The organism is Nocardiopsis sp. NPDC055879 (assembly GCF_053615935.1).
In genome coordinates, this window is sequence record NZ_JBSHCT010000010.1 from 107,058 (window position 1) to 122,683 (window position 15,626).

General features: G+C 67.2%; 10 protein-coding genes. 6 read left to right on the top strand and 4 right to left on the bottom strand.

Annotated features, from left to right (window positions below; translation table 11 throughout):
• Positions 1–102: 102 nt before the first annotated feature.
• Entirely contained in the window at positions 103–1,107 is a 1,005-nt protein-coding gene (locus tag ACWGKS_RS13950) for a glycerophosphodiester phosphodiesterase family protein (RefSeq protein ID WP_358506856.1), read from the bottom strand.
• 98 nt (positions 1,108–1,205) lie between these two features.
• Positions 1,206–2,327 (bottom strand): phosphoserine transaminase, encoded by a 1,122-nt coding sequence (gene serC, locus ACWGKS_RS13955; protein ID WP_358506858.1) that lies wholly within the window; start codon positions 2,325–2,327, stop codon positions 1,206–1,208.
• Positions 2,328–2,550: 223 nt separating this feature from the next.
• Between serC and ACWGKS_RS13960 the strand changes: the two genes are divergently transcribed.
• From ACWGKS_RS13960 to ACWGKS_RS13980, 5 genes are all read left to right on the top strand, one after another.
• The gene (locus tag ACWGKS_RS13960; RefSeq protein WP_358506860.1) at positions 2,551–6,279 is read left to right on the top strand and encodes a type 1 periplasmic-binding domain-containing protein; all 3,729 of its coding nucleotides are present in this window, start codon (positions 2,551–2,553) and stop codon (positions 6,277–6,279) included.
• A gap of 87 nt (positions 6,280–6,366) precedes the next feature.
• On the top strand, positions 6,367–7,020 hold the full coding sequence (pdxH, locus tag ACWGKS_RS13965; protein ID WP_358506862.1) for a pyridoxamine 5'-phosphate oxidase: 654 nt from the start codon (positions 6,367–6,369) through the stop codon (positions 7,018–7,020).
• 381 nt (positions 7,021–7,401) lie between these two features.
• The gene (locus ACWGKS_RS13970) at positions 7,402–8,100 is read left to right on the top strand and encodes a metal-dependent transcriptional regulator (RefSeq protein WP_358506864.1); all 699 of its coding nucleotides are present in this window, start codon (positions 7,402–7,404) and stop codon (positions 8,098–8,100) included.
• 152 nt (positions 8,101–8,252) lie between these two features.
• A complete protein-coding gene (locus ACWGKS_RS13975; protein ID WP_358506866.1) occupies positions 8,253–10,556 on the top strand; it encodes an ATP-binding SpoIIE family protein phosphatase in 2,304 nt (767 codons plus the stop codon).
• Positions 10,557–10,950: 394 nt separating this feature from the next.
• Positions 10,951–11,682 (top strand): NPP1 family protein, encoded by a 732-nt coding sequence (locus tag ACWGKS_RS13980; RefSeq protein ID WP_358506868.1) that lies wholly within the window; start codon positions 10,951–10,953, stop codon positions 11,680–11,682.
• A gap of 129 nt (positions 11,683–11,811) precedes the next feature.
• On the opposite strand, the gene ACWGKS_RS13985 is transcribed toward ACWGKS_RS13980, so the two are convergent.
• Together ACWGKS_RS13985 and ACWGKS_RS13990 are read right to left on the bottom strand one after the other, a co-directional pair.
• Positions 11,812–11,979 (bottom strand): hypothetical protein, encoded by a 168-nt coding sequence (locus tag ACWGKS_RS13985; protein WP_358506870.1) that lies wholly within the window; start codon positions 11,977–11,979, stop codon positions 11,812–11,814.
• A gap of 241 nt (positions 11,980–12,220) precedes the next feature.
• Positions 12,221–13,363: an acyl-CoA dehydrogenase family protein gene (locus ACWGKS_RS13990; RefSeq protein WP_358506872.1), complete on the bottom strand. Its 1,143-nt coding sequence runs from the start codon at positions 13,361–13,363 to the stop codon at positions 12,221–12,223.
• Positions 13,364–13,569: 206 nt separating this feature from the next.
• Between ACWGKS_RS13990 and ACWGKS_RS13995 the strand changes: the two genes are divergently transcribed.
• Positions 13,570–15,624 carry an MDR family MFS transporter gene (locus ACWGKS_RS13995; protein WP_358506873.1) on the top strand — a complete coding sequence of 685 codons (2,055 nt, stop codon included), beginning with the start codon at positions 13,570–13,572 and terminating at the stop codon, positions 15,622–15,624.
• The last annotated feature ends 2 nt before the right edge of the window (positions 15,625–15,626 follow it).

Below are 15,626 nucleotides of genomic sequence, written 5' to 3' on the forward strand. Positions count from 1 at the left end.
CCCCAACCGGCATCGGTGTTTTTGACTTTGTGGTCGACTCCGGCGCCGGAGTCGACCACAAGTACAAGACCACGGGGGATCAGGGCCCGGTGCCGGGACGGTCTAGTCGGTCGGCTGGGGGTCCAGGAAGTGCTCTCGACACAAGAAGGCGTGCCGAGAGAAATCACTGAACACGCCGTCCACGCCGACCTCGAAGAACGCCTCGTACTCGGCGGCGAAACCCCCGTAGTCCTTGGGGTCACCGTCCGAACGCAGGTCGGTGGGCAGGAAGTGGTTCTCGCTGCGGAAAGTGAACGGGTGCACCAGCAGCCCGGCCTCGTGGGCGTCGTCGACCAGGGTGGTGGGCTGACCCAGCGAACCGTCCTCGTTGGTGGTGATGACCAGGCTCTTGTGCGGTCCGATGGCGTGCGCGAACGTCGCCACCTCGGCCAACCCCTCCGGCGTCGTGTAGTGCAGCCAGTGCTCCTCGGTGCCCATCAGGTACACCAGCGGCAGCCCGGTCTCGGCGAGCTTGCGCAGGCTCTCGGCCTCGAAGGACTGGAGGAACACCGGGACCCGGGGCTCCTCGCCGACCAACTCCGCCTCACGCAGCGCCGCGATCAGCTTCGGCTCCAGGTCCAGACCCTGCTCGACGTGGTGGGCGGGGTGCTTGGTCTCGGGGTAGATCCCGACCGGGCGACCCAGCTCCTGGGTGAGGGTCAGGGCCAGCTCGATGACCTCCTGGAGCGTGGGGATCTCGTAGGTGCCGTCCATCACCGCGTTGTCCGGCCGCACCTTCGCCATACGCTCGATCGCGCGCAGGGTCTTGATCTCGGCCAGGGTGAAGTCCTGGGCGAAGAACCCCTCCACCGTGCGCCCGTCGATGGTCCGGGTGACCCTCCGATCGGCGAACTCGGGACGGCCGGCCACGTCCGTGGTCTCGCCGATCTCCTGTTCGTGCCGGCAGATCAGGTGGCCGTCCTTGGTGGCGACCAGGTCCATCTCGATGAAGTCGCCGCCGTGCCTGGCCGCCAGCTCATAGGAGGCCAGGGTGTGCTCGGGCCGGTGACCCGAGGCTCCCCGGTGCGAAATGATCTTGATGGGGATTTCTTGCTTGTTCCTGCGCACAGTCGAACCGTCCTGAGAAACGATGAGCGGTAGTAAGAGGAGGAGGCCGACCCACGCACGGCGGGTCGGCTTCCATTCTCCAAGGTCGTCGGACCGGGTCAGGACAGCTTGGTCAGCACGTGGTCGATGCACTCGGTGAGTGCGTTGACGTCGCTGGGCTCCACGGCCGGGAACATCGCCACACGCAGCTGGTTACGGCCGAGCTTGCGGTAGGGCTCGGTGTCCACGACGCCGTTGGCGCGCAGCACCTCGGCGATCCTGGCGGCGTCGACGTCCTCGGAGAAGTCGATGGTGCCGACCACCTGGGAACGCTGGGCCGGGTCCGCCACGAAGGGCGAGGTGACCGAGGTGCGGTCCGCCCAGTTGTAGAGGATCGAGGAGGACTCGTGGGTGCGCGCCACGGTCCACTTCAGCCCACCCTGCTCGTTCATCCACTCCAGCTGCTCGGCCAGGAGCAGCAGGGTGGCCACGGCCGGGGTGTTGTAGGTCTGGTCCTTGGCGGAGTTGGAGATCGCGGTGGGCAGGGAGAAGAACTCGGGGACGTAGCGTCCGCTCGCGGCGATCTCCTCGACCCGGGCCAGGGCCTTGGGCGACATGATCGCGATCCACAGCCCACCGTCGGCGGCGAAGCTCTTCTGTGGGGCGAAGTAGTAGACGTCGGTCTCGGCGATGTCCACCGGCAGACCACCCGCGCCACTGGTGGCGTCCACGAGCACGAGGGCGTCCTCGTCGGCGCCGGCCACACGCTTGATCGGCGCGGCCACACCGGTCGAGGTCTCGTTGTGGGTGAGGGCGTACACGTCCACGCCGGCCTCGGCGACGGCCTCGCCGTGGGTGCCGGGGGCGGTGCTGATGATCGTGGGCTCCGCCAACCACGGAGCGCCCTGGGCGACCTTGGCGAACTTGCTCGAGAACTCACCGAAGGACAGGTGCTGCGACTTGGAGCGCAGCAGTCCGTGCGCGGCGATGTCCCAGAAGGCGGTGGTGCCGCCGTTGCCCAGGACCACCTCGTAGCCGTCGGGCAGGGAGAACAGGCCGCGCACCCCGGCACGGACCCGACCCACGAGGGACTTCACCGGCTTCTTGCGGTGGGAGGTGCCCATGTAATGGGAACCGGAGGCGGCGAGGGCGTCGAGTTGCGCGGCTCGGACTTTGGACGGGCCGCTCCCGAAACGACCGTCGGCGGGCAGCAGGTTCGCGGGAATCTGAATCTCGGTCACACCGCACAGCGTAGTGGTGGACCCGGTGACGCCGCCGGTCAGGGCGGCGATTGGTCGCGTGAAATCACGTGAACGTCGGTAGGTGCCTTCACACGATTGTTCGGTGTCCGGTATTGGACAGCGACGATTTCGCTTCGCCCGGTGAAAAACCGTTCACCTTGTTGTCTAATGGGGCGCTTCCCAGGGGTGATGAGCGATACGAACGGTGGAAGGGAGGCGCTTCGTGACGGACCGGAACGGCAGCGATCGATCGGATGGCACGCCCCGGAGGGCCGGTGACCTGCCCGGTTTCCTTCAGGTCTTCGAGGCGTTGAGGTCACGTCCGCGATGGGGCCTGCATCGAAGGCTGCGTCGTATGGAGGCCCGCGTCGCCCATCGGCGCCCCGCCGGCAAGGGCAAGGTCCAACGCGGCGATCTGGCCGAACCCCCGCCCGTGCTCGACCTGGTGCTGGACGACGCCACCGATCACGCCGAGGTCCGGCGCATGCTCGTCCAACAGTGCGCCGTAGATCCCGTTTGGCTTCTCCCACCTCGGTCCACCGAGAAGCCGGAGGAGACCAGGGAGCCGGGAAAGGCGCGAATGGCCGACCCCGCCCACGATCCGCGTGAATGGTTCAAGGATCAAGGAACGCGTCCCCTGGGTCCCCAGGCCCGCCCCGAACTGGCCGACACCGTGCCGCGCGGCCTGCCCCGGGGGCGCTACGAGGCACTCGACTCCGACACCGACGTCACCACCGACGAGCTCTACGACTACATCGAACACCTGGTGAACGACGGGTTCGCCTGGAAGGACTCCCCACCGAAACCGAAGAGGGGTCGCAGACCTCCACCTCCGCCACGTCTGCCGCGTCTGAACTCCCTGCTGTGGCTGCGCCGCTGCGATCTCATCGAGATCAGGAGCAGGGCGAGCGGTGACCGATCCGAGAAGACCCCCGAACACGGCCGTCTGGAGAACACCAGCCAGGGGCAGACCGCGGTCATCAACGGGTTGCGCGAGGCTCGCCTGAACTACGCGATCCAGTATCGGGCGGACCTCCTGGACCGCGTCGAACAGGCCGGACACGGTTCGAGCGAGGAAGAACCACCCTCGCGTGGCGAGATCTTCAGCGCCACCGCGCTCGTCCACTGGCGCAGACTCGCGCGGGTCGCCGCCGTCACCTCACGTTGGGTCACACGGATCTCGGGCAAGGCCACCTTCGGGCTGGCGGACGAGAAGATCCTCACCCCGCTGGCCTTCATCGTCTCGCTCGTCGTCACCGCCACCCCCTTCGCCTTCGTGGGTCTGGCCGCCCAGCAGCTCGGTGAGATCGTGTCACTGCTGACCGGCGTGTTCCTGGCGGTCGTGTACCTGCTCACCGTTTTCTTCTTCTTCCTGCCGTGGCGCCCCTACCGGTGGCTCAACCACCACCGGTACGTCATGGACCCGGTCGAGGACGACTCCCGGCAAGCACAGGAACCCGCGCCCGAGGGCCAGGGAAGGGTCGGGCGGCACCGCGCACGCGGTGTGCACCTGCTCAACGAGCTCCACCACCCCCAACGCAACAAGGGGCGGATCGGCGGCGCCGATCCGCGGAAGGGGGCCCACCCACCCGGCACCCATCGCATCGCGGTGAACGCGCTACTCGACGACCTCCACCAGGTCTACGGCGCGAACCGAAGTCGCGGGCGGGCCCGTGCCTCCCGCCCCGTCCTCGTCTACGACCAGCGGGGCCTGGGCCGCGTGGGCCGCTACCTCATCCGATTGATCGAGGACGAACGGCTGCGGCGCGCTCTGCCCGACCCCCTGCTGCTGGTGCAGATCCGGGATCGTGACGGGGAGAAGCCGCTGATCGGCGGTGAGATCGCCGTCGCCAGGTACAAGAATCTGCCGGAGTTCGACGGGACCGACTCGGTCCCCAAGGAGATCCGTGGCTGGCACCGTGAACGCCACCTGTCCGGCGCGCTCGGCGCCCGACGCACCCTTACCCTGCACGTCGCCGGGCGGCCACCGGAGTCGCGGGAGAGGAGCTGGCGGACCGAACCCACGTGGGTGATGACCCGCCCCGTCAAGGCCGCTGCGGTGAGCACGGGCGCGGTCGCGGTGACCGGCTTCCTCGTACTGGCCGGTCTGGTCCTGATCCCGGAGCAAGCACAGGCGCTCCATCCGTGTATCGATGAGGGGTCCTGGGTGCCCCAGGGCATTACCAGGGTCAAGGGCAAGGATCGGAAGGAATGCTATGGGGTGACCTTCGGCGACTTCGTATTCGACGAACGGCTGCGGGAGGTCACCGAGCTGATCGGGGACCAGAACGACGCGGTGGACGACTCGGGGAAGCCCTACGTGACGATCGCCTATGTCGGGGAACTGAGCGCTGCGGATTCCAAGGACGCTAAGTACGTCGAGGACGTTAAGGCCTTCAAGAAGGACACCAAGGACTCCGAGGACTCCTCTCCGGTCGAAAACGACGGCTCCGAGCTGGCAGGGGTCCAGGGCGAACTGCTTGGTCTCGCCTACCAGCAGGAACTACAAAACGATGAACGGGGAAAGGATCGGCCCAACATCAAAATCCTCCTCGGCAACGTGGGGGAGGACTGGACGTACTCCAAGGAGACGGCCAAGGAGATCGTCGATATGGCGAAGGATGAGAGCCTCGCCATGGATCGACCGATCGCCGCCATCGGCTTCGGGCACAGCGTGGTCAACAACAGCTTGGCCATCAGGGAGGTCGGCAAAGCGTCCCTGACGATGATGGGGACCACCGCCACCTTCGACGACGTCGCTCGTTCCGGGGCCGGAGGGCACAATCGCTTCTTCTTTCCGGTGGCGCCGTCCAACAGTCGCATCGCGGCGCAGGCCGCCCAATGGGCCTTAGAGGGTGTCTCTTGGACCGACCCCGAGGGGGCGGAACACGGCCTACCCGAGCATAAGACGGCCGTGGCGCTCGCTGACGCCGAGACCGACGCCAAAAATAATGAGCACGAACAGTACGGTCGGCACTTGGCGCAGGAGTTCATGGAGGCCTTCGTCAAGGGCAGTGAGACAAAAGACGGTGAGATAAATGGAGAGGCCTGGCGCAGCTCGGAGGTCCTCGACTCCGACGAGTACGACAGCCAGGGGGTTCTGCTTTACCAGGACAAAACGACCCTCCGCGAACAACTGAGGGGAATCTGCTCGGATGACCCGCCCGACCTGATCTACTACGCCGGTCGCTCGGAGGACTTCTCCGGGTTCTACAACGCACTCATTCATTCCAAGGGAGCGAAGTGCAGCAGCGGTGAAGTGACCATCCTCGGTGGTGACGACATATCCAAGCACCTCTCCGACGAGGAGCAGACCATCGAGGATTCTGCCGAAACCCATCCGGTCTTCTACACGCCGCTGGCACCCAGCGGCCCCTGGGGAACCGAAGAGGAAGAGGAAGGTCTCAGCGGTAGCGGCCAGGGCTTCTACTCCGCTATGAGTCGACTCGTGTGCGAGCACTACGGGAGAGGGTCCCAGCAGGACTGCGCCGATAAGGAGTTGTGGGATAAGAATCTGCTGCCCGCGGACTGGTTGCCCTCCATTGCCCACGCGGCCATCGGCAACGACGCCCTCCTGGTTATCGCCGACGCCCTGCCTCCCACCGGACCGACCAAGGGGGAACCGGCGAACGACGGGTTGCGGCAGCGGCTCGGTCTCGACCAGCAGCCCTTTCTGCGCACCGATGACGACTACGAGGAGAAGCGGGACGAACTGTACGGCCAGGTCGAGGAGTTCGAAGGGCTAACCGGGGTCTCCGGGTACATCAACTTCGACAACGACAACGACGGCAACTGGCTCGGCGGGCGCATGGTCCAACTGGTGCTCGTCGGCCCCAGGGTCACCGACCAGACCGGCGACGTGCAACGTCAGCACGTCCTCCAACGCTGCGGTACGCGCAATTCCACCACCGTCGAGCCGGGCCCGCAGTGCCTGCCGGTGGACGTGGGGTGATGACGGGCGGCGGGGGAGGACCCGTGGACACGCGGGAGGCGGGGGGCGGCCGGCGCCGCCCGGCCCCGACGCGAGATCATGCCGGGTGTGGACCACCAGAACCCCGCCGAGCTGCGGAAACCGTACATGGGTGAGCCCTTGCGTCGATCGGATCTGGCGGAATCGCCGATGGCCCAGTTCCACCTGTGGTTCGACCAGGCCTGCGAGGCGGGTCTGGCCGAACCCAACGCCATGGTGCTGTCGTCGGTGGAACCGTCGGGCCTTCCCCGGTCGCGCACGGTGCTCATGAAGGGCTATGACGGCTCGGGACTGCGCTTCTTCACCAACTACACCTCGCGCAAGGGTCGTGCCCTGGCCGCCGATCCGCGGGCGTCGGTGGTGTTCCCCTGGCACGCGATCCGCCGCCAGGTGCTGTTCGCGGGTGTGGTGGAACGCCTCGACGACGAGGAGAACGACCGCTACTTCGCGTCCCGACCACGCGGCTCCCAGCTGGGCGCCTGGGCGAGTGAACGGCAATCGCGGCCGGTCGCCGATCGCGAGGAGTTGGATCACCTGTTCCACGAGTTCGACTCGGTGTGGGGCGAGGACGAGGCCATCCCGCGGCCCGAGTACTGGGGCGGGTATCGGCTGATCCCGCAGGAGGTGGAATTCTGGCAGGGTGGTCCGGACCGCATGCACGACCGGTTCCGCTACCTGCTCGGCGCGGACGGGGAATGGACGATCGACCGCCTCGCTCCCTAAGGGAACCGGGTGGCCGGGCCGCTACGGGGTGATGTTGGTCGCTTCGTACATGAGTTCGGGAGTCGTCGAGTCACGATTCGGGACGTGGGCAGGGGTCTTAAGTAGTTCATTTTTCAACCGAATGGCCTGCACACCTGTGACCTCGGTCCCTTGCGTCACATGAGTCTCACGGGTCGTTCGTGTCCGCATCGTGAGACGAAGGGGAAAATCAGGCTCGGCGCGCCAGGATATGCTTGGTGCATCGGTGGTCGCTCCAGCGGTACCTCGGACGTCCCGGTCCCACCCGGCCCCAGGGAATCACGTGGTCCCGGCCTGTGTTGAGAGAGACCTGCCGTGCTTGTCGTGACCGCGCGACGAGCACAGAGCCTTGGGAGGGGAGTCTTGACCGCACACGGGCTGATCGACACCACGGAGATGTATCTCCGTACGGTCTTCGAGCTCGAGGAAGAGGGCATCGTCCCGCTTCGAGCGCGTATCGCCGAGCGCCTGCACCAGAGCGGACCAACGGTGAGCCAGACGGTCGCCCGTATGGAGCGCGACGGACTGCTGCGGGTCGAGAACGACCGTCACCTGGTGATGACCGAGGAGGGGCGCAGGCTGGCCACCCACGTCATGCGCAAGCACCGGCTCGCCGAGCGCCTTCTGGTCGACGTCATCGGGCTGCCCTGGGAGGACGTCCACATCGAGGCCTGTCGCTGGGAGCACGTCATCTCCGAGGAGGTCGAGAAGCGCCTGGTGACGCTGCTCAACGCCCCCTCGGTGTGCCCGCACGGCAACCCGATCCCCGGCCTCGACGAGCTGGGCCTGGAGGGGTACGCCCCCGAACCGTTCACCGACGACTCCATCGTGCCGATGGTGGACGCGGCCTCGAACACGGACACCACCGTCACCGTGCGTCGCATCAGTGAACAGCTCCAGCCGGACGCCGACATCATGCTCACCTTGCGCGAATCCGGGGTACAACCCGGACAGGAAGTGGTCCTTCGGGCTTCGGACGGCGGAGTGCGGATCATCGGCGAGGACGGTCACAGCGACCTCCCCGCGGATGTTGCCGGGCACATCTTCGTCGCCAAGCCGTGAAACGTCCGTACACGTTGATTGGTTGTTCATCGGGATTGTCTCATTGCGCTGCGGGAACGTTGACGGTGTTGCTACGCTCGCCCCAAGGTGCGGTCGTTCGGGGTACCCGGAGCGGGCATGTATGCAGCTCATGACGGCGAGGTGGCGGCTAGATGACACGGTGGGGTGAGCCCTTCCGGGAGAGTGACGCGCTCGCCACGGCAGAGGTCGTGGATCAGGCCGAGATCGCCATCGTCGTCATCGACCGGTTCAGCCTCCTTCGGTACTGGAACCCCTACGCTCGCGAGCTGTTCGGGTTCATGGGCGGTCGTGACCACATCGGCCTGTCCCTACTGGACATCGGCATCCACGAGTCCGACCGCGAACACGCCTCCCAACTGGCCCGCCGCGTCCTTCGCGGCGAACCGTGGGAGGGCACCTTCGCGGTGCTCAAGGGCGACTCCACCTGGATCCACGTGCGAGCGCAGGCCGTGCCCATGCGCGACGACTCGGGCGAGATCGACGGCATAACCCTCATCGCCCGCGAGGCCCTGCGCAGTGGTCGGGTCGAGGAACAGTACGGGCTGCTCGAACGGATCGGCAGCCGCCTGGCCGGCTCCCTGGAGTTCGACTCCACCGTCAAGGGCGTGGCCGGGATCCTCGTCCCCCAGTTCGCCGACCACTGCTTCATCGACCTCTACGACCACGAACGGTTGGTCCGGCAGGTCTCCGTGCACGCCGAGGGCTGGACGCCCCCGCCCCGCACCTGGTTCGACGTCGGGGACGAGGTCCGCTACCCCGAACGCCACTTCGTCACCCAGGCGCTGCGTCGACTCGAAACCGTGGTCAGCAGCGACTACCTGTACGAGAACTCGCCCAACGACCGCTCCGACCGGGTCTCCCGCCAGGTCGGCGTCACCTCCGCGATCGCCGCGCCGCTCCGTGCCCGTGGTGAGGTGCTGGGCGTGCTCACCCTGGCCCTGTCCGGCCTCTCCCCTCGACAGAAGAGCAGCTACGGCGGCTTCGACCGCGACCTGGTCGGCGCCATCGCCTCCCGGGTCGCCCTGGCCATCGACAACGCCCGTCTGTTCGAGCAGGAACGCTCCACGGCGCTGGCCTTCCAGAACAGCCTGTTGCCCGGTGACTTCCCTCCCCTGGACGGGCTGACGGTCGCCAAGCAGTACCTGCCGGCCGGTCCGCTGGAGGCGCACGGCCACGGGGTGCAGACCCAGGTGGGCGGAGACTTCTACGACGCCATCCCCCTGTCCGCCGGACGGGTGGGCCTGGTCATCGGTGACGTGGAGGGCCGCGGCCCGCACGCCGCCGCCGTCATGGGCCAGCTGCGCGCCGCCCTGCGCGCCTTCGCCCAGGCCGACCGCGAACCCGCCGACATCCTGCGCGAGCTGGACGAGTGGGTGCGCCAGCTGGGCACCCCCGACGACAAGGGCGGGGTCTGGATCCCCAGCGTCAGTTGCCTGTACATGGTCTACGACGCCTGGTCCCGGGAGTTGTCCTACGCCAACGCCGGGCACGCGTCGCCCCTCCTCATCAACTCCGACACCGTGGAGACCCTGGACCTGGAGGTCACCGACCGCATGCTCGGCGTTCGCGCCAAGGGCGGGTCGGGGGAGGACATCGTCTACCACCAGGCCGACCTGCGCCTGCCCACCGGCGCGACCCTGGTGATGTACACCGACGGTCTGGTGGATCGCAAACCCGTGGGCGGCAAGTCCGACCCCGAACGTGCCCTGGCGCAGCTGACCGAACGCGTCGCCGAGGTCGCGGACAAGGACGTCGAACAGATCGCCGAGGCGGCCGTGTACAGCGTGCCGGGCGAGCTGGACGACGACACCGCGCTGTTGGTCGTGCGCACGCACTCCGAGGAGTTGGCGCTGCGCGAGGGCTGGTTCCCGTCCGAGGCCTCCACCGTGGGCGAGGCCCGACACCTGGCCGCGGACACCTTCAAGGAGTGGGGCGTCGATCGGGACCAGGCCGAACTGGCCTGCCTCCTTGTCTCGGAGATCGTCACCAACGTGGTCATCCACGCCACCCCTCGCCCCGTGCACCGTGAGTTCACCGGCGGCGGGGTGCTGGACTCGGAGACCCCGCTGGAGGGCGGCGGAGCGCCCGACGAGTTCGACGAGGACTGGAGCGACCTCTTGGAGGCCGTCGCGGAGGAGGACGAGTCCAGCGACGACTCCGGCGACAAGGAGTTCCTGCTCCGGTTGCGCCGTGGCGCCAACGCCGTGTGGGTGGAGGTCTTCGACCACGACCTGCGACTTCCCCGGATCCGCAGCGCCGCCGCCGACGACGAGGGCGGACGTGGCCTGTACCTGGTGGAGCAGCTCGCCAGCCGGTGGGGTTCGCGTCCCACACCGGACGGCAAGGCCGTGTGGTTCGAGATGCCGATGCACGCCCCCGAAGAGGCCGAGGACGTGGCGGCCGACGAGGCGGAGAAGGTCGACGAGGACGTCTGAGCCGGCGTGCGGCGGTGTGCCGGGCGGGTCACCGCCGCACACCGCCGCCCCGACCGACCCGGTCCTTCCGGTCTGCGACCACCACCATCGGCCACGGGGATCTCGAAGTGCCGATTCGATGATTCACCCTCTTTTCCCAGGTGGGGTAACGTGCCCCGTTAAACCTGTTCCGGGTCGCTGAAAAAAGGCCGTCAGAACACCTTGCCTTGCTGTAGTCGGATGGTTACTTTATCCAGTGGTAAACGGACATCCCGCTGCGGAAATGGTGGTGTGTGCATTGTCGTCCGGGGCGGGAAAACTGGTCCTGAGTTCCACCGGTGATTTCGGGGGAGAAAGCCCCGATGGGATCGCCGGCCCCCTTCGGCGACCCTGGGTGTTCGCCAAGAGGGGTGGTGTGTCCCTCCTCGGGGCCTTCGCGATCGTGCTTGCCCTCGCGGCTCCGGCGTTCGCCGAGCCCCCGACCTCCCTGCCCGCGAATTCCTCCGAGGCCGAAGCGAAATGGCAACCGGCCTTCGACTACGACACGGACGGTTGTTATTCGACGCCCGCGATCGGACCCGATGGCAGTGTCGCCGAAGGGTTGAACACCTCGGGGGCACTGAACGGAAACTGTCGCGACCAGTCCGACCTGGACAACACCAATTCTTATTCTCGCGCCAAGTGTGATGACAGTGGTTGGTGCGCCTACATGTACGCCCTCTACTTCGAAAAGGACCAGGTCCTGCCCGGATGCTGTGGGCACCGGCACGACCTGGAACACGTCGTGGTGTGGGTCCTCGACGACGAGGCGCGCCACGTGTCGGCCTCGGCGCACGGAGACTACGACACCCGGGCGGCGGAGGACCTCCTCTGGGAGGGCACGCACCCCAAGATCGTCTACCACAAGGACGGCGCCTCCACCCACGCCTTCCGGTTCGCCGCCGACCACGACGACCCACCCGAGAACCACTACGGGGTCTGGCAGTACCCGGACCTGGTGGGCTGGGACGGCTACCCCGAGGGGATCAGGGACATCCTCGTGAGGGCCGACTACGGCTCCGCGCAGCTCGACCTCAAGGACGAGCGGTTCGGTGACTCGCTCGCCAAGGCCGTTCCCGACGGGATCGACTTCGACCCGTACGCCTGAACCATCGAGGCCGAGGCTCGGGCGGCCGGTCCCCACCCGCCTATGGGATCGTTCGTTCGTGCCTCGCCGATTCTCCGGACGCCGAAGGGCCCGCCTCGTGAGGCGGGCCCTTGGTGTGTTCGACGTCGGTTAGCGCCAGGACCAGGCCCACAGCAGCATGCAGACGAAGATGAAGACCAGGACGATGGCACCGGTCTTCCACGGAATGTGGACCTTCGGACGGAGCTTGCGGACGCCGAGGACCAACAGGATGACCAACAGCCCCATCACGATGAGGCCGTCCCACGCTCCGCTCATGACCGGGACCCTTCCGAACGGGGGTTTAGGGCATGTTCCGCGAATACATACCCTGCTGCGCGGCGCCCCAGCGGCACCGTCACTGCGTTCTCATCAGTCGACAGCCAAACCCGGGCGGGCCCCCGCTGTGCGACACTGCCGAGCTTGCGAGGCCGTGCACAGTAGGGGCACTCCTTCTTCGGCCTTGTGCCGGCACCACTGGATGCGCCGCTCGCGACGGGCAGCATCCACGGAATACGCCCTACAGACCCAGGCCCCGGCCCACGATCTCCTTCATGATCTCGGTGGTGCCACCGAAGATCGTCTGGACGCGTGAGTCCTGCCAAGCCCGTGCCACGGGGTATTCCATCATGTACCCGTACCCACCGTGAAGCTGGAGGCAACGGTCCATGACCCGGTTGCACATCTCGGTGGTCCACCACTTGGCCTTCGCGGCGTCCTCGACGGTGAGCTCACCCCGGTTGAGCAGCTGGACCGCCCGGTCCACGTAGGTGCGGCCCAGGTCCACCTCGGTGGCCGACTCGGCCAGGACGAAACGGGTGTTCTGGAAGCGTCCGATAGGTCGACCGAAGGCGGTGCGGTCACGGCAGTACTCGATGGTGTGCTGGAGCATGAAGTCGGCCGAGGCCACCGCGCAGGTGGCGATGGACAATCGCTCCTGCGGCAGGTTCCGCATCAGGTGGATGAAGCCCTGGCCCTCGGTGCCGATGAGGTTGGCCGCGGGCACGCGCACGTCGTCGAAGAACAGTTCGGCGGTGTCCTGCGCCTTCATGCCGACCTTGTCGAGGTTGCGGCCACGGTCGAAGCCGGGCGTATCGCGTTCGACGCAGATCAGGGAGAAGCCCTGCGCACCCGCCTCGGGGTCGGTCTGGGCGACCACGACCACCAGGTCGGCGTTGATGCCGTTGGTGATGAAGGTCTTGGCGCCGTTGAGCACGAACTCGTCGCCGTCGCGTACCGCGGAGGTCTTGATCCCTTGGAGGTCGCTGCCGGTCCCGGGCTCGGTCATGGCGATGGCGGTGATCAGCTCACCGGAGGCGAAGCCCGGCAGCCAGCGCTTCTTCTGCTCGTCGTTGGTCAGGCCCACCAGGTAGGGGGCCATGACGTCGTTCTGGAGGGTGACGCCGAGGCCTGTGGCGTGGGCACGGCAGATCTCCTCGTTGACGATCTGGTTGTAGCGGTAGTCGTGGACGCCGGTACCCCCGTACTCCTCGGGCACGCCGTGACCGAGCAGCCCGACCCGGCCCGCCCCGACCCACACCTGACGGGGGACGACGCCGTCCTTCTCCCACTGGCCGTGGAAGGGCTGGACCTCCCGCTTGAGGAACTCCGCGACCGATTCGCGGAAGAGTTCCTGGTCGGCGTCGAAGAGTTCCCGCTTCATGTGCTGCTCCGAGGGTGTCGGGGATCACTGTGTTCCCACACGGTAACCGAATCACGTTCGGTTATGAAGGTCGGGAGGCAAGTGGGGGCAAAGTTCCCGTTCCCCCTGGCGGTTCCCCGACCCGAGGAGGAAGGGGCTTCCTAGTGTGGCCGCAGCGGGGGCGCCGGACGGTGAGCGTCGCCTGCCACGATCGGGGAGGCGATTCGATGGCCCGTGGCGGCGGCGCCGACCAGGGCGCGGAGGATCGGCGCGAGCACCAAGGTGCGCGGATCGCGTTGATCATGACCGCCCTGATGCTCACGGTCCTGTTGTCCGCGCTCGACCAAACGATCGTGTCGACCGCGCTGCCGACGATCGTCGCCGACCTGGGCGGGCTCAACCACCTGTCCTGGGTGATCACCGCCTACCTCCTGGCCGTCACCGCCAGCACCCCGCTGTGGGGCAAGCTCGGCGACCAGTTCGGCCGCAAGAAGCTGTTCCTCACCTGCATCGCCGTGTTCCTCGTGGGCTCGATGCTGTGCGGGATCGCCCAGAACATGCTCCAACTGATCCTCTCCCGCGGCTTCCAGGGGATCGGTGGCGGCGGTCTCATGGTGTTGGCCTCGGCCCTCATCGGCGACGTGGTCTCACCACGCGAGCGCGGCAAGTACCAAGGGCTCTTCGGAGCGGTCTTCGGCGTATCCAGTGTCGCGGGCCCTCTCCTGGGCGGGTTGTTCGTGGACCACCTGTCGTGGCGGTGGGTGTTCTACGTGAACCTCCCACTGGGGCTGCTGGCGTTCGTGACGGTCCTGCGCTTCCTGCCCGGCCGTTCGCCCTACGGACGGCAGAACATCGACTACGCGGGCATCGTCCTGCTCGCCGCCACCGCCGTGTGCCTCACCCTGGTCGCCTCCTGGGGCGGGAGCGTGTACGGCTGGCTGTCCTGGCAGATCATCGGCTTGTCGGCGGGCGCGGTGGTCCTCGGCCTGGGCTGGTGGCTCACCGCCCGTCGGGCCACCGACCCGGTCATACCGCTGGGTCTGTTCCGTGATTCCACCGCCGTGGTGGCCATGGCCATCGGCTTCTGCGTGGGCTTCGCGATGATGGGGTCGATGGCGTTCCTGCCGTTGTTCCTCCAGATCGTGCACGGACTGTCTCCGACGGCGTCCGGTCTGCATCTGCTGCCGATGGTCGTGGGCATGCTGATCACCTCCGTCACGAGCGGTCGCCTGGTGACGCACACCGGAAGGTACAAGCCCTATCCGATCGCGGGAATGGCGCTCACCGCGACCGGCCTGTTCCTGATGTCGGGGATGGGGCCGGACAGTTCGCTGCTGGAGATGAGCCTGTACTTCTTCGTCCTGGGCGTCGGCCTGGGCCTGGTGATGCAGGTGGTGGTCGTGGTGGTGCAGAACGCCGTGGCCTACGAGGACCTGGGCGTGGCCACGTCGACGGCCACCTTCTTCCGGTCGATCGGGGGTTCGTTCGGCACGGCCGTGTTCGGCGCGGTCTTCGCCGGACAACTCGCCTCGAACCTGGCCGAGCGCGCGGAGGAGATCCGTCTGCCGCCCGGGGTGAAACCCATGGATCTGGAGTCCGACCCCAGGGCGCTGGATCAACTGTCGCCCGGCGAACAGGCGGGCTTCCTGGAGGCCTACGCCGACGCCATCGACGTCGTCTTCCTGACGGCCGTTCCCGTGGCGATCATCGGGTTCGTGCTGGCGGTGTTCCTGAAGCAGATCCCGTTGCGCACCACCATCACCACCCCGGACCTGGACGAGACCTTCTCCCCGGTGGCGGCGCCGAGCCGGACCACGATCGCTCAGGTCGAGCACGAGATCTACCAGGCCACCGGGGCCGAGGGCGCCGAGACGATGTACGGAAGGTTGCGGGAGGCCGCCGGTCTGGACGTGTCCATCGAGGGCTGCTGGGCGCTCAGCCACCTGGGCGTCAAGGGTCCGCTCTCGGTGGACCAACTGCATCGGTTCTCCGGCCTGGCGGTGTCCCGGTGGAGGAACGTGCACCAAGAACTCTTGGAGAACGGCTACCTGGTCTCCGACAGCGAGCCGTGGGAGTTGAACTGGCGCGGTGAGGACGCCGTCCGCAGACTCTACGAGGCGCAGCGCACCGCGTTGCGCTCCCTGCTCTCGGACTTCGACCCGGACGAGCATCCCGACGTGTTCGAGGTCCTGGAGAAGGTCACCGGGGACACCCTGGGCGATCAACGCGACGCGGGCCGCCTGGGTGACGCCGACGGGGGCCCGGATCGAGAGCGCGGCTGAGC

Excerpts from the sequence above, each read along its gene's own strand:
- ACWGKS_RS13975 (WP_358506866.1), top strand. The coding sequence starts at position 8,253 with ATGACACGGTGGGGTGAGCCCTTCCGGGAGAGTGACGCGCTCGCCACG.
- ACWGKS_RS13995 (WP_358506873.1), top strand. The coding sequence starts at position 13,570 with ATGGCCCGTGGCGGCGGCGCCGACCAGGGCGCGGAGGATCGGCGCGAG.
- ACWGKS_RS13990 (WP_358506872.1), bottom strand. The coding sequence starts at position 13,363 with ATGAAGCGGGAACTCTTCGACGCCGACCAGGAACTCTTCCGCGAATCG.
- ACWGKS_RS13985 (WP_358506870.1), bottom strand. The coding sequence starts at position 11,979 with ATGAGCGGAGCGTGGGACGGCCTCATCGTGATGGGGCTGTTGGTCATC.